Origin of the sequence: Streptomyces hygroscopicus subsp. hygroscopicus (genome assembly GCF_030269125.1) — a bacterium.
GTDB classification, from domain to species: Bacteria; Actinomycetota; Actinomycetes; order Streptomycetales; family Streptomycetaceae; genus Streptomyces; species Streptomyces hygroscopicus_C.
Genome location: NZ_BSSM01000001.1, coordinates 583,928 through 605,237 on the forward strand (window position 1 = coordinate 583,928; position 21,310 = coordinate 605,237).

The window sequence follows — 21,310 nt, forward strand, 5'->3', positions numbered from 1 at the left end:
ACGACCACTGAGGGACAGGGGACACCTCGTGCGAGCAGAGGACGACTTCACGCGGCGCGCCGGAGCGCTGCTGCGTGCCGCCGCCAACGACCTCAAACGCGACGACGAGAACGCCGAGCGCGAACTCGGTCTGGAGAAGGGGACCTTCGCGGAATACTGCGCCGGAACCCGGCCGGTGACCTGGGAGTTGATGCGCCGCGCGGCCGAGGTCTGGCCGCTCGACGAGCGGGATCTGCTGCCCGGCCACGACGACTGCCCGGCCGGGGTGCGCGTCATGCGGCACGAGGAGTCCCGGGCCGGCGGGCGGGTGCTCAGCCGGGGCGGGGAGCCGTACTACGAGTACCGGGACACCGCGATGTCCCGGATCGCGTCCTACCGCCCCGAATGGATCCGGATGCTGCGGGTGGTCGAGGACGACGATCCGGACAACCCGCTTGTCCAGTGGAATCGCGGCCATCTTCTGTACCAGTTCACGTACTTCATCGGCCCGGTCAACTACTACTACCGCTGGAACGGCGTCTCGGCCTGCGTCCCCATGGACACCGGCGACTCCGTGTGGGGCCTGCCCTTCGCCCCGCACTCCTTCACCTCGCGGTCCGCCACCGAGCCGGCCTGCATCCTCGCCCTGACCTACGGCGGCTCCCTGCTCGGCGACGCGCAGCGCGAGCTGGCCGTCCTAAGCAACGCCACGACCCGGGCACTGGCGATCCCGCTGGACGAGCACGCGCGACGGCCGGGCGCGATGATCCGGTCCTTCATGGACGCGGGCGCGGTCACGGTGGCCGAACTCGCCGACCGCACGGGCCTGTCGCCCGAGCGCGCCGGGGAGCTCGCCGAGGGCGCCACGCACCCCGACACGAAGGAACTCGACCTGCTGGCCCACGCGTTGGGTGTCTCGGTACGGGACCTCCTGCCACCGCGCACCGAGACGGCCGGCGGGATCTCCCTCCAGCACGCCCGGGACGCCCGCAGCTGGGTGTGGCCCGGCGAGGACGCGCCGGCCTACCGGATCACCCGGCTCGCCGGCGACCCGCTCCACCCGCACACCTCGGCGCTCCAGGTCGACGTCCTGGCGTCCGCCGCCGGGCGGTCGGCTCCGCTGACCACGTACCAGCACCAGTACCTCTACGTCCTCGGCGACCAACCGGTCACCATGTGCTGGGAGTTCGCGGGCCGGCAGGCCGAGGAGACGCTCGCGCCGGGCGACTCGGCGTACGTGCGCCCCCAGGTGCCGATCACGTTCGCGGCGACCGGGGAAGGCGGCCGGCCCCGCGTCCTGCTGCTGCGGATCTCCGGTTCGGTCACCCCCGAAGTGCGGTACGCCGTCGGCACGATGGCGCCCGGCGGCGTCGACCGGTACGTGGCCGAGGACCGGCTGTGGTACAGCTGACCGCCGTCCGGTGCGGGCACCGGCTCGCCGGGGGCCGGGGGACGTACCGATGAGCGAGGCGCTGCTCGCCCTCCATGAGCGCCCCGCGCTCCCGGACGAGGTCTACGCGGGACTCGAACCGCTGCCCGGCCATCCCGCCGCCTATCTGGGCGAGGGAGCGGCCGGCAGGCTGGGCGCGGTGATCGAGGCGTTCGGCGCCCGCCGGGTGCTGTTCGTGCACGGCCGCACGTCCTACCGGCGCTCCGGTGTCGGGGAGTCGGTCGAGGGGTGGGCGGGCCGCTACCGGGTCGCGCACTTCGACGGTGTCAGGCCGAACCCGAGGATCGCGCAGGTGCGGGACGGCGTGGCGCTGGCCCGCGGTTTCCGTCCGGACGTGGTGGTGGGCGTCGGCGGGGGCAGCAGCCTGGACGTGGCCAAGGCGGTCGCGGTGCTCGCCGCCCAGTCCGGCGACCCGCTGGACTGTCTGCGCGACCCGCGCCTGGTGACCCGGCCGCGCTCGGCCGCCCTCGTGCTGCTGCCCACCACCGCCGGTTCCGGCAGCGAGATGACCCGGTTCGCCACCGTGTACGTCGAGGGCCGCAAGCACTCCCTCGACCTCGCCCAGGCCCGCGCGGACCTCGTCCTCGTCGACCCCCGGCTCACCTCCTCGCTCCCCCCGCGCGACTTCGTCGCCAGCGGCCTGGACGCGCTGGCGCAGGCCGTCGAGTCGTACTGGTCGGTCTCGGCCGACGGCGGCTCCCGGGCGCTGGCCCTCACCGCCCTGGAACGGCTGCTGCCACCGCTCGCCCGCGCCGCGGGCACGGGCTCCTTCGCCGACCCGGGCGTGCGGGCCCAGCTGGCCCACGGCGCCTCGCTGGCCGGCGCCGCCATCGACGCCACCCGTACGACCGCGGCGCACGCGCTGTCGTACGAGCTGACCGCGCGCCTCGGCCTCGCCCACGGCACCGCCGTCGCGCTGCACCTGGACTGGCTCATGGCCCGGCACGCCGCCCTGACCGGGGAGGAATGCCGGCATCCGGAGGGCGCCGCCGGGGTGCGGCGGCGGGTGGAGATCGTGCAGCGCCTCGCCGAGGAGACCACCGGCGGGAGCGTGGAGCCGCTGGTGCGGCGGCTGCTGTCCGCCGCGGGGCAGCCGGTCGGGCTGCGCGAGCTGGCCCTCCCGGCGCACGGCTGGCGGCAGCCGCTGACCGCCGCGCTCGCCTCCGGCCGGGCATGGAACAACCCCTGCGTCCTCACCGAGGACGACATCCTTCGTTTCCTCGTCTGAACCCGACCGTTTCCGCCGCCAAGGAGGAACCGCTGTGACCCGACCCCGCGTGCTCTACACCGACCCGCCGTGGCTGGTCGAGGACGGACGCCTCGACCCCGCTCTGGCCACGGTGGAGCGCGACGTCCTCGGCTCCGGCGTGGAGCTGGTGTTCGGCCCCCATGACGGCACCAAGTACCTGACCACCAGCCCCGAGATGCTGGAGCGGGCGGCCGGGACAGACGTCCTCGTGGTCTACCGCACCCAGGTCACCGAGGAGCTGCTCGACGCCGCGGGCAAGGGGCTGCGGGTGGTGGTCCGGCAGGGCGTCGGCGTCGACAACCTCAACGCCGCCCTGCTCGCGGACCGCGGGCTGCCCGCCTACAACGTGCCCGACTACTGCGTGGACGAGGTCTCGACCCACACGGCCGCGCTGGCCCTCGCCCTGGAACGGCAACTGGTGCCGCAGCACCGGACCCTGGCGGGCGGGACGTTCGACATCTACGCCGGCGGCACCCCGCACCGCACCAACCGCCGCACCCTCGGCATCGTCGGCTTCGGCCGCATCGGCCGGGCCGTCGCACGCCGCCTGGGCGCCTTCTACGGCCAGGTCCTGGTGTACGACCCCTACGTGGGCCGTGACCTCGCCGAGGGCTACGGCGCGCTCGCCGTCGACACCCTGGAGGAGCTGCTGGCCCAGTCCGACCTGGTCACCCTGCACTGCCCGCTGACCCCGGAGACCGACGGGCTCATGGACGAGGCGGCGCTGCGCGGGATGAAGCCCGGAGCCTTCCTGGTCAACGCCGCCCGGGGCCGGCTGGTGGACCCGGAGGCCCTTGCGCGGGCACTGTCGGAGGGCTGGATCGCCGGGGCCGGGCTCGACGTCTTCTCGCCCGAGAACCCGCACCAGGACCCCCGCTGGCACCCGGTCCTCGCGCACCCCTCGGTGGTCGTCACGAGCCACCGGGCGTTCCTGTCCGAGGAGGCCGAGGCCAGCAGCCGGCGCCGCGTCGCCGAACTGGTGGGCGCCGCTCTGGCGGGACGCACGCACGGGCTGGTCGGAAGGGTGACGGCGCCCGGGTCGGCGCGCTGACCGCGGTGTCGTGCCGGGCCCCCGGTCAACGGGCCCGGCACGGGGACCGGTTCACGCCGTCCACGGGTGCCGCCAGTCACCGGGGTCCACGGCGGTGCCGTGCTCCGTGCGCCACGAGGTGAGGTCGACGGGGGCCGGGCGGGGCGTGTCGGCCGGGTCGTCGGCGAGGGCGACGGTCCACAGCGGGACCAGGCGCGCGCCGCGCTTGACCTTCGCGGAGTAGGCGCCGATGCCCAAGTGCAGGGCGGTGAGGCCGCGTTCGCTCATGTAGTCGATGGGCAGGTAGTAGCACAGGCCGTAGTACTCGTAGGCGTCCCGCAGCGCCCCGTAGTCGAAGCCGGCCGCGCGGGCGTAGAGGGTGCCGCGCCACTCGTACATCACGGCGACGCCGATCAGGCGGCCGTCGCGGCGCGCGGTGAACACCACGGACCGGTCGTCCAGACAGGCCGCCTGGTCGGCGAAGGCGCGGTGGATCTCCTCGGCGGTGGTCGAGTGGCCGTACTTCGCCTGCAGGTTGGCCAGCAGCGGCACGGCCTCGTCCAGGCACTCGCCGAGCCGCTGCCGGCCCAGCTCGTACCCGGCGGCGAGGAAGCGGGCGTACTCGCCCTTGAGTCTGATCCTGCGGCGGCTGACCAGAGTGGCGCAGTAGCCGGCGAAGTCCAGCCCCCCGGTGTGCAGGGTGGCGTCGCCGCAGTCGAAGTCGACGGCGGCCCCGCGCCGGTGCAGGGCCGCCGCCGTGCGGTTCGTGGCGAACAGGAACAACGAGCCCGTCCGGGACGGGGGGCTGAGCCTGCCGCGGGCTTCCAGCAGCAGGTCGAGGACGGCGTCGTCGTACTCCGCCGCCCTCGGTATCCCGCAGCTGTACCCACGGTGCGAGCCCGCGACCCCCCACTCCCCGCCCGCGCCCATCTGCTCCAGGCGGGGCCGGCGGGCGTAGAACTTGTTGTGCTCCCGCTCGACCTCGTACAGCGGCAGCCCGCCGACCAGCCGGTCGCCCGCGTACGCGAGGAGGTACGTCACCGGCGCCCCGCTCTCGCGTTCCACCGCGCGCAGCCAGCCGTGGGACAGGTAGAAGCCCTCGGGTTCGGCGAGGGCGTCCCACTCCTCGGCGGCCACCTTGTCCAGGGTGGCCGCGGTTTCCAGTCGCAGACCGGTGGGGTGCATCGTGTCATCCGCCTCAGCTGTGCACGGGGTCGATCGGGGCGAGCAAGGGATCGCGGGGGCGCGTCACCGGTGCGCGCGCACCGCGTCCACCAGGACGCGCGCGGCGCGGACCACGTCCTCGCCGGAGCGGGCCAGCGCCAGCCGGACCTGGCGCACGCCGTCCTCGGGCCGGTCCCAGTGGAAGGGGCCGCACGGCAGGACGTGGGTGCCCCGCCGCACCATCTCGTCGTAGAGGGCGACGGCGTCCGGGCCGTCCTCGGGCAGCGTCACCCGGGCCACGCTGATCCGGGCGTCGGGGTCGGTGAGGGTCACCGGGCCGCCGTCGAGGACCTCGGCCAGGGCGCGCCGGTTGCGGGCGATCAGGTCGTGGAGTTCGGCGTAGCCGCCGCGCTCGGCGTCCTGGGCGAACCGGGTGAGCATCAGCAGCACGAGCGGGGACACGGACAGCAGGACGTCGCTGAAGTACTCCAGCAGCGGCAGGTCGGTGTGCTCGCCCCAGGCCAGGAAGCCCGCCTTCAGCTCCAGGGTGGGCCACAGCTTGCCGGTGTCCTCGATGACGACCCACTGCGCGCCCGACTCGTTCAGGATCGCGTAGGTGTCGTACTGCGCCCTCTTGTCCTGCGCGCGGAAGCACGTGTCCATCGCCAGCACGCGGCCGGTGCGGGCGCAGAAGGCGGCGAGGCGGCGCAGGCCGTCCTCGGCGAGCACCCAGCCCGTCGGGTTGTTGGGCGTGGTGACGAACACCGCGCCGACCTCGTCGGGGAGTTGGGGCTCGCCGCCCTCCAGCTCGGACTCGGTCAGGGGGAGCAGCGAGAGGCCGCGGCCCTTGAGGAGGTCCGGGATGTTGTCGAAGGTCGGGTGCACGAGGGCGATGGTCGCGGTGCGGTGCGCGAGGGCGCGGGCCGTGATGTCCATCGCGACGGACGAGGAGTAGCAGCTGACCAGCCGGCCGGTGCCGATGGGCGCCTGCCGCTGGCCGATGCCGTGCAGGAACGCCTGCTGCGCCTCGGCCTCGATCTCCTCGAAGACGCGCTTGTCGGCCTCGTCGAAGAGGACGGGCAGGCTGTCCACGATGGCGCGCTGCGAGGCCGTCAGCGGCATCCTCGGGTGCCCGTCGGACACGTTGAGGCCGCCGATCAGCGCGTCGGTCTCCATGGAGGTCAGGTTCCGCCGGTCCGGCTCGGTTCGGGGCCCTGCGGTGCCCCCGGTCGTCGTGGCCATCAGTGTTCCTCCCCCGTCTCGGCCGCCCGCGTCCGCCCGGAGCGCAGCGCGACCTGTCCCAGCAGTTCGAATGCGACCACGGACGCGGCGTGGCTGGTGATGTCCGCGTGGTCGTACGGCGGCGCGACCTCGACGATGTCCAGGCCCCGGTAGTTCAGCGGGCCCAAGGCCCTCAGGTAGCGCAGGGTCTGGTAGGAGGTCGGCCCGCCCACCTCGGGCGTACCGGTGCCCGGCGCGTACGCCGGGTCGATGAAGTCGATGTCGAAGGACAGCATGACGGGGCGGTCGCCGACCCGCTCGCGGACCCTGCGCCCGAACTCCTCGGGCGTGAGGTCCACCAGCTCGTCCCAGCCGATGACCTCGTAGCCGAGCGCCTTGCCCGAGTCGACGTCGTCGGGGTGCACGGAGCCGCGCATGCCGACCTGGATGCTGGTGTGGGGGTCGACCACCCCCTCCTCCACGCCGCGCCGGAACATCGTGCCGTGGAAGTGCTTGACGCCGTAGTAGTCGTCGAGGACGTCCCCGTGCGCGTCGAAGTGGATGACGCTCACCGGCCCGAGGTGGCGGGCCATGGCGCGCATCTCCGCCATGACCAGGCTGTGGTCGCCGCCGAGCAGCAGCGGCACGATGCCCCGTTCGTACAGCGGGGCGAGGAACTCCTCGAGGCGTTCCAGGGTCAGCTCGTGGTAGCCGGGGACGACGGGCGCGTCGCCCGCGTCGACCATCGACAGGGCGCGGGTGATGTCCACGCCCGTCGCCGGGTTGTGGTCGCGCAGCAGGATGCTGGCCGCGCGGATCGCCTCGGGGCCGAAGCGGGCCCCGGAGCGGTAGGAGACCGCCGAGTCGGTGGGCACGCCGACGACCGCCACGTCGACGCGGCCCTCGGCGGTCAGGGGGTCGTCCACCCAGGGCAGCCGCATGAAGGTGCGCGGGCCGGACGCGATGCGCGGTTTGGTCATGCTGTCCCGCGGGCGGTAGTGCTCGCTCACGCGTCGGCCTTCCGCAGCAGCCAGCCCACGCAGAAGCCGGTGGAGTCCATGGCGGGGTCGGTGGTGTCGTAGGCGTCGATCCGCAGCCCGCACTCGGTGAACAGCTTCTCCCACCACTGCCTGGTCTCCAGGCGCTGGCTGGTGAAGGGGTGCATCAGCAGATAGGCGTTGTAGTACGCCTGCGCCAGCGGCTGCGACATCGCCCTGCGGTCGGAGGACTTCAGGTCGATGTCGATGACGGCCAGGGTCAGGTCGGGCGACTCGGCGAAGAGCTTGGTGAGCATGCGGCGCACGCCCTCCTCGCCCTCCTGGCCCAGCACCTCGTGGATCACGAAGGCGTAGACGGCGAGGTCGGGTTTGTCCTCGGTGTTCTCGATCCACCGCACCGCGTCGACCTGCTCGATGGTCACCCGGTCCGCGGTGGGCTGGCCCGCCACCCAGGTGCGGGCGGCGGCCGCACCGTCGGCGTCGGGTTCGATGCCGACGGCCGTCATCCCCGGGTAGTCCGCGCACAGTTCGGTCAGGTAGACGCCGCTGCCGCAGCCGAGGTCCACCAGGCGCCGGTAGTCGCGGCCGTCCTCGGCGAGGAGCTTGCGCAGCAGCGGCAGCGAGTCGTGCATGCTGATGCCGCAGCTGCCGCTGCCGACGTAGCCGCCGCGCCGCGGGGCCGGCCCGGTGCCCTCGGCCAGGTGGTCGCCGAGCGCCAGGAAGGTCTGGCCGTAGCCGCCGACCATCATCTCGTACCAGGGGCGCGCCTCCTCGTAGGCGCGGGCGAGGTCGGTGAGGGTGAGCACGCCGTCCGCGGAGCGGTCGAGCAGACCGGCGGCGACCCAGTAGTCGGCCATCGCGGTCAGCCGCGCCCGGTCCAGCTTCCTGGCGGTGACCAGGGCGTCGACGGTGGTGCCTGCCTCGAACTCGTCCTGGAGGCCGGACTGCTGGAGGGTGAAGATCATGGTGCTGAGGACGTAACCCCTGAACGGCTCAAGGGCACGTACGAGGTGGGACTCGCGAATGGGCATGGGGTATCCAATCGGTGTCGGTGCGTACGCGGAACGGCGCCGGCCGCCCGGCGCCGCGGGTCAGCCGTCGAGGCCGTCCAGCACGGGGCTGTCGACGGAGCGTCCTGCTGCGAACAGGTCGTGGAACTTGGCCTGGAACGCCTCGGGCGGGCCGAGGAAGAGCCGCTCGTAGAGGACCTGGCGGGTGCCGAAGCGGTTCATGGTGAGGTCGGCGGCGGCACGCAGCAGCCGGCCGTGCGCCAGGCCGTCGACGCCGGCTCCGGCGAAGTAGGTCTGCATGAAGGTGTGGCCGGCCGACTCCGGGTCCTCGTCGGCGGTGACGGGGTGCATCACCAGGCCGCTGCTGGCGATCGCCTGGAGCAGCTCGACGGCGCGGGGGTAGAGCCGGGCGTTGAGCATCCCGGACGCGGCGAGGGGCACGGACTCGCAGACGTACTGGCCGAACTCGTCGGGCCGGGTGCCCGTCTCGGCGGAGACGACGAGGCCGCGCAACGTCTCGACGATGCCCGCGAGTTCGCCCAGCTGCTGGCGCACGAGCGGCTGCCGGTCGCGGCCGGCGGCCCGCGCGCAGCGGGCGGCCAGGTCGTACACGGTCTCCGCCTTCACCCAGGCGCGGACCGCGGACTGGTGCCAGGCGTAGGAGGTCATGCCGGTGCCGGGGCGCAGGTTGTTGGCCCTGGCCACGTCGCCGTGGATGAAGACGCGGTCCCAGGGGACGAGCACGTCGTCGAAGTGGCAGATCGCGTCCAGCTCGTCGAAGCGGCCCGCGAGCGGCCCGTCCCCGGCGGGGGCGGAGGCGTACGAGGGCCGGGAGTACAGGGTGAGTCCGGGCGTGGCCACCGGGACGGCGAAGCACAGCGCCTGGTCGGTCTCGGACTCGTCGAGCGGGCGGAAGGGGTAGATCACCAGGTCGTCGGCGAACGGGGACAGCGTCGCGAGCATCTTGGCGCCGCGCACGACCACGCCGTCGTCGGTGGTGCGTATCGCGCGCAGCGCCTGCACCTCGCCGTCGGCTCGTGGGCCGAGGTGGCGGTCGGCGGGCGGGTCGCTGATGGCGTGGGTGAGCAGGAGGTTGGCGGCGCGCGCGTGCTGCCAGTAGGCGCGGACGTTGTCGGCGTAGGGGCCGAAGTGGTCGGCGGCGCCGGCCCAGGCGGTGAGGACGGTGGCGACGAAGTCGGGGCTGCGGCCCATCAGTCCCCCGCTGAGCCGGGCGATCCGTGCGAAGGCCCGGCCGCGCTCGCGCACCTCCTCGGCCGAGTGGGCCAGGGAGTAGGCCAGGGGGTGCCCGTCCTCTCCGGTCAGCCCGCCGTCCGGGCGGTGCTCGTCGAGCAGGTCCGCGAGGAAGGCGGCCATGCCCTCGGTCCTCGGGTCGTGGGCCAGGTCGGCGACCGGTCGGCCCGCGAGGTACACCCGCCGGCCGTCGGCGAGACCGACCATGTAGGACTTGCCTGTCCGGCTTCCGTTCGGCGGTGCGGTGCTGGTGGCCATACGTTTCTCCAGGGTCCGGGAGGGTGGACGGGGAGGTGCGGGGCGTGCGGGCGCCGCGGGGAAACACCCCAGGGCAGGCGCCAAGGGCGGGGCGCCCGGGGTGAATCGCCGTACGGCGGGGCGCCTTGGGCCGGACGCCGTACGTCACGCGGCGCGGACCGGGCGCCCCACGTCACCCGGCGCGGGGCAGCCGTAGGCCGGGCACGGTCACGCGCCGCACCATGCCTCGGTGGCCGCCGTCCGCACGTCGGCGGCCAGGACGTCCGGGTCGTCGTGCCACAGCAGCACCGAGACGCCGAGCGCGCCCGAGGTGCCGGTGTGGGTGTGCCGCGCGGCCCGGCGGACGTGCACGAGGCGCTTGCTCGTCGTCTCGGGGGTGTGCCGGTGGCGCTCGCCGGGCATGACGGGGATCCACACCCAGGCGGCCTGCGTGCTTGTGGGGTGCGGCTCCTGGACGGGCAGGTCGGCCTGAAGGGCGAGGTTCGCCTCCTCCAGGTTCGTTCCCGCGTGCAGCCGCGCCAGTTCGGAGACCAGGGCGCCGGGGGCGCGGCCGGCGACCTCCACGACGACCAGCTCGTCCTCGCGGTCGACGGCGAACTCGGTGTGGACGACGAAGGCCCCCTCGGCGCCGAGGGCGGCCACCACGGCGCGGTTCAGCTCGTGCGCACGGCGCGCGAGTTCGCTGTCGGACGGGATGGTCCAGCCGCCGAGCCGGCGCCCGTCGGGCAGGTCGAGCAGCGGGCCGAGGTACGTGCCGGTCTGCACCGGGGTGGTCACGCCGTCGCGGACCAGGCTGTTGACGTGGTGGAAGGTGCCGTCGAGGAACTCCTCGATCTGCCACCCCCGCTCGCCCTGGTGCCCGGCGAGCCAGTTGCGCAGCTCCGGTTCCGTGTAGAGGACGGCGACGCCGCGGGAGTTGGCCTCCCGCCGGGGCTTGGCGACGGCGGGCAGCCCGATGGTCCCGGCGACGAGCGGCACGCCGGTCCCCGGGTCCGGCACCCCGTCGGTGAGGGCGAGGAAGCGCGGCACCCGCACGCCGGCCGCGGCGAGGCGCTCCTTCATCAGCACCTTGTCGATGTAGTGCGCGGGGTGGGCGGGGTGCCGGGCGGGCAGACCGAACGCGGCGCGCAGCTCGGCACAGGAGATGAGGCAGTACTCGTCGTTGGTGACGATCTGCACCGGCCGGTCCCCGGCGAGCCGCCGGATCTCCGTGGCCCATCTGTCGCGCGGCGCCCGGTGGACCACCGGGGTCCGGCCCGGCGCGTCCTCGCGCAGCACGGCGTCGGCCTCGGCGTCGGCGTCGGTGAGGACGACGATCTCCCAGCGCGCCGGGTCGAAGGTGGCCGCCGGGTCGGTGGTGAGGGGCTGTCGGGAGTGCAGGAGCACGGCCAGGGAGCGCGGGGTGACCGCTTCCGTCGGACGGTGGGCGGGGGAACTGGTCATGATCGGCCTGTCGTGTCGGCGCCGTCGCGGGTGGTGGGAGTGCGGGCGGCGGTCATCAGCGGCCCGGTGCCGCGCACGGCGGCGCGGGCATGTGCGTCGCGCGTCGGCGGTACGACGCCGGGGACGGGGGCGTCCGGGTCGGCCAGCGCCGCCCGGATGGCGGCGAAGTCGTCGGCGAACGCCGCGTCGCTGCCGCGGCTGCGCCACGCCACGTGCGGTGAGAGCCGTACGGTGGGCAGCCGCCGCAGCGGATGACCGTCCGGCAGCGGTTCCGGATCGGTGACGTCCAGGGTGGCGAACAGCCTTCCCCGGGCGCAGAGTTCGGTGAGCGCGTCCTGGTCGACGATGGCCGCGCGGGAGATGTTGACGAGGTGCAGGCCCGGCCGGGCACGGCCCAGCGCGACCCGGTCGAACAGGTGCCGGGTGCCGGCGGTCAGGGGCAGCGCCACCACGAGGTGGTCGGCGTCCAGGGCCCGGCCGAGGTCGGAGGTCTGCCGGAAGCGGCCGCCCGGCTCGGGACTGCGCCGCAGTACGGTCACGGACGCGCCGAGCGAGTCCAGGACGGCGGCGAGGCGCTGCCCCACGGCCCCCCATCCGGCGACGGTGACCTCGGCGCCCCACAGCCCGGCCCCGCCTCCGGTGCTGGCGCCGGCCGGCACCGGCGGGGCGTCCTGGGCCGGCGCCGAGCGGGTGTCCCGCTCCTGCCAGGGGGCCCCGCGCCGCCATTCATGGGTGAGGACGGCGTGCAGGGCGTACTCGGCGAGCGGCGCGGCATAGCAGCGCCAGCTGCGGGTGAGCAGGGTGTCGGCGGGCCAGTCGGCGAGGTCGATGAAGTCGGCGCCGGCGGACGTGAGATGGACCCAGGACCACCGGGCGGACCGGAGGACCGATGCGCGCCGGGCGGCGGACAGTTCGTGCGGGGCCATCAGCAGGATCCCGCCCCGCTCCGGGGCCTCCTGCCAGGGGCGGAGTCCGACCGAGGGGCCGAATGCCGATCGGAGACGTGGAAGGGAAAGCCGTAGGAGTTCCTCGGTGAGAGCCGTGTGCACCACCGGCCCGACGGTGCTTGCAGACGTGCAGTCGCCGTCGATGATTCCCCCTAAGCCTATGGACCTGTCAAGACGCACGAGCTTCGGTCGTTATCCCTTCGGAGTCAAGCATCCCCGTTCGGTCAAGGCAAGCAATTAATCCTAGGGCGATTCACAGGGAACTCCGCATTGGCCGCCATGGACCCGATGACGTTTCGGGCCATTGGTACATACCGGGGTCGTGTGACCTGGGTCACTGCGGTGCGTCGTCGGCGCCTGGTTAATATGAAGTTCTGTCGGGGGACGGTGCTCCTTTCCTCTGCGCTGGGTTTCCCTCCACCGAGGTGAAATCTCTGATGGGTTCCTCGCAATGAACCATGTCGAGCGGAAGGGGGTGCGCCTTGCCGGTCACGGTCGAGGTGCGTACCGTGCCGTCCCTGACGGGGATCGCGGCGGCCGAGTGGGACACCCTCGCCGCACCCGGGGGGCTGTACGCGTCGCACGCGTGGCTGGGCTCGGTCGAACGCGAGCCCGGCGCGAGCGTCGAGTACCTCCTCGCCCGCGCCCCCGACCGGCTCGCCTGCGCCCTCCCGGTGTACGACGTGACGGTCGAGCACAACCCCTACTATGCGCACCGGCGCCACCTCGATCTGCTGGGCCTGGACGGCAGTTGGGCCCTCGCCGGCGCCCGGCGCGGGTACCGGTACGAGCTGCCCGCCGCCCCGGACCCGGGCCCCGGGCTGGACGCGCTGCTCGCGGCGGCGCTGGCGCGGGCCGAGGAACGCGGCGAGCGTGGCCTGCTGTTCCCCTTCGCCACCAGCCGCACCGCCCGGCTGCTGTGGGAGCGCGGCGCGGCGGTCGCCCTGGACGGCGCCGACGCGGCGGTGTTCACCGGCGGCGCGCCCTTCGAGGAATACCTCCAGCAGCTCGGCAGTAAACGGAGGATTGCAATCCGCCACGAGTTCTCCACGTTTCACGCGGCCGGGTACGAACTGGGCCTCGAAAAACTGGAGGACTGCTACGCGGAGGCCGCGCCGCTGCTGGGACAGATCCAGCGGAAATACGGCCACGAGGCACATGACGACGGAATGCGGGATTATCTCGCCGGACAGGCCGAAGCGCTCGGAAAGTATTCCAGAGTCTTCACCGCCCGTCGCGCCGGACGGCTGGTCGGCTTCTCGCTGATGTATGAATTCGGTGAGACGCTGTACGCGCGCGCGGTCGGGTTCGACTACGCGGAGACCGGAAAAGCCTACGAATACTACGCGCTCTGTTACTACCTGCCCATCGAATACATGCACCGGCAGGGTCTGCGCGTGCTCCACCTCGGAATGGAGACGTACCAGGCGAAGCTGGCGCGCGGCGCCCGGCTCGGCCCGCTGTGGTCGGTCGCGCTGCCGGTGCCGTCGTCGCCCCTGCCCGGAAGACCCCTGGCGGACACCTCCGAGTGGCTGCACCGGTTCGGCCGGCGGGCGCTGCCGGAGGACGAGTGGCAGCAGCCCTGGGCCGCGCCGTGGGGGGCGTCCGAGGCCGGCGCGCCGGGCGCGCGGGAGGGGACGCGGTGACGCCGCCCGCCCTGGTCGTGGACGGCGTAGGCCGTGACTACGTCGACAGGAAGAAGGTCGTCACCGCCCTGTCGGAGGTGTCCTTCACGGTCGGCCGCGGCGAGACCGTCGGCCTGCTGGGCGTCAACGGCGCGGGGAAGACCACGCTGTTGCGCATCATCGCCACCCTGCTGACCGCGACCAGGGGCCGGGTCCTGGTCGACGGCGTCGACGTGGCGGCCGACCCGAGATCCGCCCGCACCCGTCTGTCGGTGGTCTTCGGCGGCGACCGCGGGCTCTACCCGCGGCTGTCCGCCCTCGACAACGCCATGCTGTTCGGCTCCCTGTCGGGCCTGCCGACCAGGTCCCTCTCCCGCACGGCGCGCGACGCGCTCGCCTCGGTGGGCCTGCTCGACGTGGCGGACCGCTCGGTCGGCGCGTTCAGCAAGGGCATGAAGCAGCGGCTGCACCTCGCGGTCGGGCTGATGGCCCGCCCGGCGCTGATGATGCTGGACGAGCCCACCGTGGGCCTGGACCCGCTGGAGACGGAACGTCTGCGCTCCGTCGTGGCCAAGCTGCCCGAGGAGGGCGTCGGCGTCCTGCTCACCAGCCACAACCTCCAGGACATCGAGCGGCTGGCGTCCCGTGTGGTGATCCTGCGCGGCGGCACCGTCAGCCACGACCTGCCGCTCACCGAGCTGCTGGAGCAGAGCGGCGCCGCGACGACCGTCGTCGTCCTGTCCGACGCGCCCTGCCCGGTGGACGCCGAGGCGGACGGCGGCCGGGGCATCCGGACCCTGTCCAGCGAGCGCGCCCCCGAAGAGGCGCTGTGGCGCACCGAGTTCGAGGTCGCCGCGTGGACCGCGGACTCCCTGCGCGAGCTGTCGAGACTGTGGCCGACCGGCACCATCAGGGACGTCCGGGTGCAACCGGTGGGCCTGGAGCAGGTGTTCAACCGGCTGGCCGGCCCGCGCACCGGGGAGGACCGATGACCCCGGGCCCCGGGCCGCGCGCCCGGCTGTCCGTGCTGCGGCACACCATGGTCTTCCAGCTCCGCCAGCAGCACATCCTCAGCGCCGTGATCCCCGGCTGTGTGGTGCCGGCGGCGCTGTGCCTGGCCACGCTGCTCGCCCGCGGCCCCCACTCCATGCTGACCGCGCGCCAGATCCAACTGGGCTGCGGTGTCCTGGCGTTGTGGAGCTGCGCGATCTGGCAGACCGGTCTGATCCTGCGCGAGGAGCTGGCGCAGGGCACCCTGCCGGGCATCCTCACCCGGCGAACCGGCCTCGGCACCGTGCTGTTCGGCAAGACGCTCGGCACGGCCCTGCGCTGCGCCCTGCTGATCGCGGTCACCATCGGCTGCGTCGGCCTGCTCACCGGCGAGCCGCTGCGCATCGCCCACCCGGGCGCCTTCGTCCTGGCCGCCCTCGCCACCTTCGGCTCGGCCCTGGTGCTGGGCGCGCTGCTCAGCTGCCTGTTCCTGCTGACGCCGGCCGCGATGCGCATCGCGGAGGCGCTGGTCTACCCCATGTCGCTGCTCGGCGGCATGATCGTACCGATCCGGCTGCTGCCCGTCTGGCTGCGGCACGTACCCGACGTGGTCTCGCTGCGCTGGGCCACCGAACTGCTCACCGCCGCCGCGGAGGGCCGCGCGCAGAGCGCCACCGCGTGGGCCTGCCTGTGCGCGACCACGGGCGGCTACGCGCTGCTGGCCCGCTGGGCGTTCCGCACGGTGCTGCACCGGGCGAGGGAGCGAGGCACCCTTGCGCTCGCCTGAACGCCTGCGCGGTCTGACGGTCGTCGCCGGGGCGGCCCGCCGCGACTACCTGGCCGTCTACGGGGTGAGGACCCTCATCGGCTCCACCGTGCCCCGGTCCGTGCTGCAACCCCTGTTCCTCGCCTACCTCGGCTATCTCGCGGGCGGCCTGCCGGGGCGGCGGTTCGCGATCGTCGGGGCCTGTGTGCACGTCCTGTCGCTCGCCGCGGTCGTCAAGGCCGCCGACAGCATGACCGAGGACGGCGCCGCGGGCACCCTGTACCGGGTCCGCATCAGCCGCCCCGGGCTGCCCCTCGTCCATCTGACCCGGTGCTGGGTCCACGTCGTGGAGGCGGTGGCCTCGGCACTGGTGGCGGTGGTCGGCGTGTGCGCCTTCTTCCAGGAGTGGCGGCTGATGGGCGCGCTGCTCCAGGGCTCCGGCCTGTTCGTGCTCACCGCGCTCAGCGCCACCGCCTTCGGCCTCGCCGTCGCCGCGCTCGCCGCCCTGCACCCGGCCTCCCCCGTCCTGACCAACCTCGCGGTGTACGCGCTGCTCGTGCTGTGCGGCATCATCGCGCCGACCGACCGGCTGGCCGCGCCCGTGCGCTGGGTGTCACAGCTGCTGCCCCTCACCCATGGCGCCGAGTCGCTGCGCGCCCTGGCCGACGGGCGGCCCTGGGCGGCGCAGGCGGCCCTGGAGGCGCTCGTCGGCGCCGCCTGGCTCGTCGCCGGACTGACGCTGCTGCACCGCAACGACCGCCGGGCGCGCCGCCTCGCCACGGACGCCGGCTGACCACCCGACTCCCCCGAGCCGAAACCCCGACTCCGCGAGCTGCTTCGACTCCCCCTCTCTCTCCCACCTCATCGCACCGGAAGGGAACGCGCATGGACGGCTCGACGGCCGATGCCAGCGGGGCAATCCTGCGAGGCCCGGACCGGGACCACCCGGCGCCGTCCGGCGTCCCCGGACTCGTCCGGGCCGTCTCCGCCGCCGCGCCGGACGCCGTGGCGCTCGTCGACGACGCGGGGACGGTCACGTACGCCGGACTGGAGGCCGCATCCGACGCCGTCGCCCGCCTCCTCGTCGGGGCCGGCGGCCGCCCGGGGGACGTCGTGGCCGTCTGCGTGCCGCGCGGGCGCGCCCTGGTGTTCGCGCTGCTCGGCGCGTTGAAGGCCGGCCTGCCCTATCTGCCGCTGGCCCCTGAGGATCCGCCGGAGCGGCGGCTCGGCATCCTGCGCCGCTCGGGGGCGGTCCTCGCGCTGGTCACTGGGGAGACGGCGGACAGCCTGGACGGGCACGAGGCTGCCACACGGGTGCTGCGCCTCGACCCGGGGGGCGAGGCGACCACCGCGGGGTGGGAACCCCTCGGGGACGTCGCCGACGACCACCCGGCCTACGTCCTGTTCACCTCCGGCTCCACCGGGGAGCCCAAGGGCGTCGTCGTGCCCTCGCGGGCCCTGTGCAACCGGCTGCTGTGGATGTGCGAGAGGTACGGCTTCGGCCCCGGGGACCGCGTCCTGCAGAAGACGCCCGCCACCTTCGACGTCTCCGGCTGGGAGCTGCTCGCCCCGCTGGTGTCCGGCGCGACCGAGGTGCTCATGCCGCCGGGCGCGCACCGCGATCCGGGCGAGGTCGTGGACTGGGTGACCCGGCACGCCGTGACCGTCTGCCACTTCGTGCCGTCGATGCTCGCGGAGTTCCTGCGCTGGCCGGGCGCGGACCGCTGCGTCTCGCTGCGCGCGGTCGTGTGCAGCGGGGAGGCGCTGACGCCGGGGCTCGTACGGCGGTTCCGGTCCGTCCTCGGCGCCGAGCTGCACAACCTGTACGGCCCGACCGAGGCGGCCATCGACGTCACGGCGTGGGAGTGCCCGCGGGACCCGGACACCGTGCTGATCGGCGGCCCGATCGACAACTGCACGCTGGTGGTCCTGGACGACCAGCTGCGCCCGGTGCCGGAAGGTGAGTCCGGTCAACTCGCCATCGGCGGGCTGCCGTTGGCACTCGGGTATCTGAACCGGCCCGACCTCACCGAGGCGGTGTTCGTGGCGGCGCCCGACTGGTGCCCGGTGCCCCGGCTCTACCTGACCGGTGATCTGGTGCGCCGGCGCGGGGACGCCCTCGAGTACCTGGGCCGCATGGACCACCAGGTGAAGATCCGCGGCCAGCGGGTGGAGCTGCGGGAGACCGAGGACGTGCTCCGCGAGCTTGACCCGGTGCGGGACGCCGCGGTGGTGGCCGCGCCGGGTCCGGACGGCGCGCCGACCGTCTGCGCCTTCGTCGTGCCGGTGCCGGGGGCCGAGGCCGACGACGCGCTGTGGCGCGGGCTGCGGGACCGGGTGGCCGCCGCGCTGCCCGAGGCGTTCGTGCCGGCGCTGTTCACCGCCGTCGAGTCGGTTCCGCTGACCGCCAGCGGGAAGCAGGACGCCAAGGCGCTGCGGGCGCTGGCCGAGGAGCGGCTGGCCGCCTCCGTCCCGGCCCGTCGGGCCGCCGACGAGCTGACCGGCTGCTGGGCGGAGGCCGTCGGTCACGTCCCCGGGGACGAGCACCGCGGCTTCCTCGACGCGGGCGGGCACAGCCTGGCCGCGGCCCGGCTCGCCGGGCGGATCCTCGGCCGGTGGGGGGTCCGGCTGCCGCTGTCGGTGTTCCTGCGGGACAACGTCTCGCTCGCCGGACTGCGCGACCTGCTGCCCGCGACCGTGCGCGTGCGCGCCCGTCCCCGCCGGCCGGACGGCGACGGCCCGGCCTCCCCCGAGCAGCGGCGGCTGTGGCTGTGGCAGCAGGTGTTTCCCGACTGCCCCGCGTACAACGTGGTGGGCGTGCTGCGGGTGCGCGGCGCGCTGGACCCGGACACCCTGCGTGCCGCGTGCGGCGACCTGATCGCCCGTCACGAGTCCTTGCGCACGGTCCTGGAGGACTCCGGAGGGCCGCGGCGACGCGTCCTGCCCCCGAGCGGGCCCGAGCTGTTCACCGAGCGCACGCTCGCGGTGGTCACCGACGAGGCGGTACGGGACTTCGTCGCCGAGATCGCCGACGTGCCCTTCCCGCCCGACCGGCTCCCCCGCCTCGCCGTGGGCCTGCTGCGGGACGGCGCGGGCACCGCGTCGCGGGTGGTGCTCAGCGTCGACCACCTGGTCTGCGACCAGCGCTCCCTGGACCTGCTCCAGCACGACCTGGCCGAGCTGTACGCGGCACGGTCGGCGGGAAGTGCCGCGCGGCTGCCGGCCCCCGTGGGGTTCGGCGAGGCGCTGGCGTCGGCGCCCGAGGAGTCGGAGGCCGGACGACGCGACGGCGACCTGGAGTTCTGGCGTACCTGGCTGGACGGCGTGCCCCAGCGGCTGGGGCTGCCGCACGCCCGGCCGCGCGCCGGGCTGCCGGACCACCGTGGCGCGCAGGCGCTGGCCGACCTCGACGTGGGGACCAGCCGCCGGCTGGACGAGGTCTGCCGGGCCGAGCGGGTCACCGTGGCCACCCTCGTCCTCGGCGCCTACGCGCGGGCCCTCACCGCCTGGACGGGGCGGCGCAGCGTGCTCGTGGGCGTGCCCATGTCGGGGCGCGAGACGGAGGAGCAGCACGAGGCGGTCGGCTTCTTCATGCGCACCGTGCCCGTGCGCGTGGACGTGCCCGAGGGCGCCGGCACGCGCGAGGTGCTGGGGCCGGTGGCGGAGGCGGTGCTCACGGCGGCGGAGCACATGGCGGTGACCTTCGACGAGATCGTGGCGGCGGTCGGCGCCGAGCGCTCCCCGCACGAGAACCCGTTGTTCCAGGCGTGGTTCAACGATCTGACACAGGCCGCCGCGCCCAGCGCCTTCGGCGGCCACCAGGCCGTTCCCGAGGACCCCGAGACCCGCTGGTCCCTGTTCGACCTCGGGCTCTATCTGTCCCGGCGGCCCGACGGGGGCTACCGGCTGCGGCTGGTCCACGCGGCGGACCTCTGGGACGCGGGTACCGCGGCGGACTTCCTGCGGGCCTGCCGGGAGGCCCTCGTGTCGGTGCTCGGCGATCCGGCGGAGCCGGCGGTCCCGCCGTCACCCGAACCGCGCCGCACGTGCGCCGACGTGGTCCGCGCCGTGCTGGAGCAGGCCGAGCGGGGACCGGAGCGGCCCGCGCTGGTCGGCGCGGACGACACGGTCACGTACGCCGAACTGGCCGCCTGGGTGCGCCGGATCGGCTCCCTGGTGGATGAGCGGACCGAGCCGGGCCGGACCGTCGCGGTGCTGGCCCGCCGTACCGCGGGGCTCGCCGCGGCGCTGCTCGGCGCCTGGTACGCCGGGCGGCCGGTGCTGCTCGTGGACGCCGAGGCCCCGGCGCCGTGGCGCCGGGAGGTGCTCGGCGCGGCCGACGTCGCCCTGGTGCTGGGGACCGGTCCGCAGACGGTGCCCGGGGTGCCGTACGAGAGCGTCGACCGGTCGGCGCCCGGGGAGCGGCACGGTCTCCCGGCGCCGGGGGAACCGGACGCCGGGCAGCGGGAGTTCGGCCCCGACGCGCCCGGTCACCTCATCGTCACCTCCGGGACCTCGGGGAGCCCGGCGCTCGTGGTGCTGCCCGCCGACGCGCTGCCCGAGCCGCTGGACTGGTACGCGGCCGAGCTGGGCCTGGGGGCCGACGACGTCTTCTGCCTGACGACACCGCCCGCCCACGACCCCGTACTGCGCACCCTGCTGCTGCCGCTGACCCTCGGCGCCCGGGTCCGCCTGCCCGGCCCCGGTCAGGCGGAACGGCCCGACCTGCACCTGGAGTTGCTGGCGGAGTCCGGGGCGACCGTGCTGCACCTCACGCCCTCGCAGGCGGGCATCCTCGCCGCCGTCCGCGCCGACCGCGTCCTGCCCTCGGTGCGGGCCGTGGTCTTCCACGGCGAGCCCCTGCACGACACCCGCGCCGAGGAGGCCGCCCGGCTCGCCCCCGGTGCCGCGCTGTACAACCTCTACGGCACCACCGAGACCCCCCAGGCGAGCAGCCTGCACCACTGGGCCCGGCCGGACGAACCGCGTGCCACCGTGCCGATCGGACGGGGCACCCCGTACCGCCGCCTGGAGATCGTCACGGCGGCGGGGCGCCCGGCGCTCACCGGGGAGACGGGCGAACTCACCGTGGTGGGACGCGGGTTGTCCACCGGCTACCTGAACGCGCCCGGCCGGCGCGCGAGTACGGCCCTCACCGAAGGTGTGCGCCGCTATCCGACCGGCGACCTGGCCCGCCGCGACCGGCACGGTGCCGTCACCCTGGTGGGCCGCGCCGACCGGCAGGTCTCCCTCGGCGGCTACCGGGTCGAACTGGACGCGGTGGAAAGCGCCGTGTCCCGGCTGCCCGGCGTCGAGAACTGTGCCGTGGCCACCGACCCGGACCACCCCGGCAGCCTGCTCGCCTGGGTCGCCGGCACCGGTCTCGGCAGCACCGACGAACTGGCCGCCGAACTGGCCCGGACCCTGCCCCGCTGGCAGCAGCCCGCACACTGGATACGGCTGCCGGACCTGCCGCTGAACCGCAACGGCAAGGCCGACGTCCCGGCGCTGCTGCGGCAGTTGGGCGACCGACGCGGCGAACGCCCCACCGGTGCGGCCGACCGCCCGGCCGTCGGCGACCTCGCCCGGCTGATCACCGAACGCGCCCGGGAGCTGTGCCCGCCCGGTGCCCGTCTCACCCCCGACACCGTCTACTTCGACGCGGGCATGGTGTCGATGAACCTGCTCCAGCTGTACCACCGGCTGGTCTCGGCGGACGGGCTCGGGCTCACCCTGGCGGACGTCTTCCGCTTCCCCACGCCCCGCGCCCTCGCCGCACACCTCGGCACGGGCGCTCCCGCCGCCCCGGCCGTCCCCACGCCACGCCGCGAAGCGACGCCGCACTCGGCGGCCGACGAGCGCGACGCCCGCCGCGCGGTCCGCACCGCTCTGCGCCGAGGGCGCCAGAGCAGGCGCTGACCCCACGGCC

The 21,310-nt window shown here is 74.4% G+C and carries 15 protein-coding genes; 8 read left to right on the forward strand and 7 right to left on the reverse strand.

Features of this window, described 5'->3' with window-relative positions; genetic code table 11:
- Nucleotides 1–28: 28 nt before the first annotated feature.
- Genes QSK45_RS02455 through QSK45_RS02465 form a run of 3 tightly spaced genes read left to right on the forward strand, consistent with a single transcriptional unit; the run spans nucleotide 29 to nucleotide 3,729 of the window.
- Nucleotides 29–1,390 carry a helix-turn-helix domain-containing protein gene (locus tag QSK45_RS02455; RefSeq protein ID WP_285552720.1) on the forward strand — a complete coding sequence of 454 codons (1,362 nt, stop codon included), beginning with the start codon at nucleotides 29–31 and terminating at the stop codon, nucleotides 1,388–1,390.
- 49 nt (nucleotides 1,391–1,439) lie between these two features.
- A complete protein-coding gene (locus QSK45_RS02460; protein ID WP_285552722.1) occupies nucleotides 1,440–2,657 on the forward strand; it encodes an iron-containing alcohol dehydrogenase in 1,218 nt (405 codons plus the stop codon).
- Between the two features lie 34 nt (nucleotides 2,658–2,691).
- Nucleotides 2,692–3,729: a C-terminal binding protein gene (locus QSK45_RS02465; protein ID WP_285552724.1), complete on the forward strand. Its 1,038-nt coding sequence runs from the start codon at nucleotides 2,692–2,694 to the stop codon at nucleotides 3,727–3,729.
- Between the two features lie 51 nt (nucleotides 3,730–3,780).
- Here the strand turns inward: QSK45_RS02465 and QSK45_RS02470 are convergent, their stop codons facing one another.
- The 7 genes from QSK45_RS02470 to QSK45_RS02500 all read right to left on the reverse strand — a co-directional run bounded on the left by QSK45_RS02470 (nucleotide 3,781) and on the right by QSK45_RS02500 (nucleotide 12,105).
- On the reverse strand, nucleotides 3,781–4,893 hold the full coding sequence (locus QSK45_RS02470; RefSeq protein ID WP_285552726.1) for a GNAT family N-acetyltransferase: 1,113 nt from the start codon (nucleotides 4,891–4,893) through the stop codon (nucleotides 3,781–3,783).
- Nucleotides 4,894–4,956: 63 nt separating this feature from the next.
- A complete protein-coding gene (locus QSK45_RS02475; protein WP_285552729.1) occupies nucleotides 4,957–6,114 on the reverse strand; it encodes an aminotransferase class I/II-fold pyridoxal phosphate-dependent enzyme in 1,158 nt (385 codons plus the stop codon).
- Nucleotides 6,114–7,103: an agmatinase gene (gene speB, locus QSK45_RS02480; RefSeq protein ID WP_285552732.1), complete on the reverse strand. Its 990-nt coding sequence runs from the start codon at nucleotides 7,101–7,103 to the stop codon at nucleotides 6,114–6,116. The genes QSK45_RS02475 and speB overlap by 1 nt, the downstream gene beginning before the upstream one ends.
- Nucleotides 7,100–8,122 (reverse strand): methyltransferase domain-containing protein, encoded by a 1,023-nt coding sequence (locus QSK45_RS02485; RefSeq protein WP_285552734.1) that lies wholly within the window; start codon nucleotides 8,120–8,122, stop codon nucleotides 7,100–7,102. Before QSK45_RS02485 ends, speB begins: the two co-directional genes overlap by 4 nt.
- Before the next feature lie 60 nt (nucleotides 8,123–8,182).
- Entirely contained in the window at nucleotides 8,183–9,610 is a 1,428-nt protein-coding gene (locus QSK45_RS02490) for a 4-hydroxyphenylacetate 3-hydroxylase N-terminal domain-containing protein (protein WP_285552736.1), read from the reverse strand.
- A 207-nt stretch (nucleotides 9,611–9,817) separates the two neighbouring features.
- Nucleotides 9,818–11,053: an ATP-grasp domain-containing protein gene (locus tag QSK45_RS02495; protein WP_285552738.1), complete on the reverse strand. Its 1,236-nt coding sequence runs from the start codon at nucleotides 11,051–11,053 to the stop codon at nucleotides 9,818–9,820.
- Nucleotides 11,050–12,105: an NAD(P)-dependent oxidoreductase gene (locus QSK45_RS02500; protein ID WP_285552740.1), complete on the reverse strand. Its 1,056-nt coding sequence runs from the start codon at nucleotides 12,103–12,105 to the stop codon at nucleotides 11,050–11,052. Before QSK45_RS02500 ends, QSK45_RS02495 begins: the two co-directional genes overlap by 4 nt.
- Before the next feature lie 404 nt (nucleotides 12,106–12,509).
- On the opposite strand from QSK45_RS02500, the gene QSK45_RS02505 reads away from it, so the two are divergent.
- The 5 genes from QSK45_RS02505 (at nucleotide 12,510) to QSK45_RS02525 (ending at nucleotide 21,300) form a co-directional block, all read left to right on the forward strand.
- Nucleotides 12,510–13,646 (forward strand): GNAT family N-acetyltransferase, encoded by a 1,137-nt coding sequence (locus QSK45_RS02505; RefSeq protein ID WP_285552741.1) that lies wholly within the window; start codon nucleotides 12,510–12,512, stop codon nucleotides 13,644–13,646.
- Entirely contained in the window at nucleotides 13,643–14,617 is a 975-nt protein-coding gene (locus QSK45_RS02510; RefSeq protein WP_285552743.1) for an ABC transporter ATP-binding protein, read from the forward strand. Before QSK45_RS02505 ends, QSK45_RS02510 begins: the two co-directional genes overlap by 4 nt.
- Nucleotides 14,614–15,402: an ABC transporter permease gene (locus QSK45_RS02515; protein ID WP_285552745.1), complete on the forward strand. Its 789-nt coding sequence runs from the start codon at nucleotides 14,614–14,616 to the stop codon at nucleotides 15,400–15,402. Before QSK45_RS02510 ends, QSK45_RS02515 begins: the two co-directional genes overlap by 4 nt.
- Nucleotides 15,389–16,174, forward strand: a complete 786-nt coding sequence (locus tag QSK45_RS02520) for an ABC transporter permease (protein ID WP_285552746.1) — start codon at nucleotides 15,389–15,391, stop codon at nucleotides 16,172–16,174. The genes QSK45_RS02515 and QSK45_RS02520 overlap by 14 nt, the downstream gene beginning before the upstream one ends.
- A gap of 92 nt (nucleotides 16,175–16,266) precedes the next feature.
- On the forward strand, nucleotides 16,267–21,300 hold the full coding sequence (locus tag QSK45_RS02525) for a non-ribosomal peptide synthetase (RefSeq protein WP_285552747.1): 5,034 nt from the start codon (nucleotides 16,267–16,269) through the stop codon (nucleotides 21,298–21,300).
- Nucleotides 21,301–21,310 lie beyond the last annotated feature (10 nt).